The sequence below is a fragment of the uncultured Roseobacter sp. genome (assembly GCF_947501835.1).
Taxonomy (GTDB): domain Bacteria; phylum Pseudomonadota; class Alphaproteobacteria; order Rhodobacterales; family Rhodobacteraceae; genus Roseobacter.
Genome location: NZ_CANMXR010000061.1, coordinates 1 through 569 on the forward strand (window position 1 = coordinate 1; position 569 = coordinate 569).

1 protein-coding gene is annotated in these 569 nt (G+C 51.7%); it reads right to left on the reverse strand.

Annotated features, from left to right (window positions below; translation table 11 throughout):
* Positions 1-146: 146 nt before the first annotated feature.
* Positions 147-569: hypothetical protein (locus Q1A20_RS26090; RefSeq protein ID WP_299919738.1), on the reverse strand; the 423-nt coding region annotated here is incomplete at its 5' end.

A 569-nucleotide genomic window follows, 5' to 3' on the forward strand; every position in this document is an offset into this window, starting at 1 on the left:
GTCGTCAACGCGGGACCAAGCCGACATCAGACAATCCAGTCAACCACGCCAGCGAAGCCAAGTGTATATCCAAATGCCAACGATGATTACCGTCGCAAACACAGGATCAATAAAGCTAAAACCAACTCCATTGGGAATAACTGCCGCTATTGCGTCTGCAACAGGGCTTCACCGCGCAACACGGCACCGACCGTTGCGAAACCGCCCAAAAACAACGTTGCCGCGCCAGCTTCTTTAACCGCTTTCAGTTGAGATTGCGAAAGCCGCTCTGGAGCCAATCTTTCCACGATACTCAGAAGTTGCCCAATAGAGGCCACGAAAATCCATACAGCCACAAAGAAGGCAAGGAAGACCATCGCATGATAAAAATTGACGGTCGCGATCCCCGCGCAGATTAAGACAGGGATGACCAGCCAGAGCTTGTATTTGTCGGCAAACCTATTAATCCGCTCACTTACGCTATTAGGTTCCTGGTCTGACACCGGTGTTACCACGACGCGGTTGTTCATGTGGAAACTGGTACAAGTCAAGGCGCTGGTCAAATGGCAAACAGGGCTCGGAGCGGACCT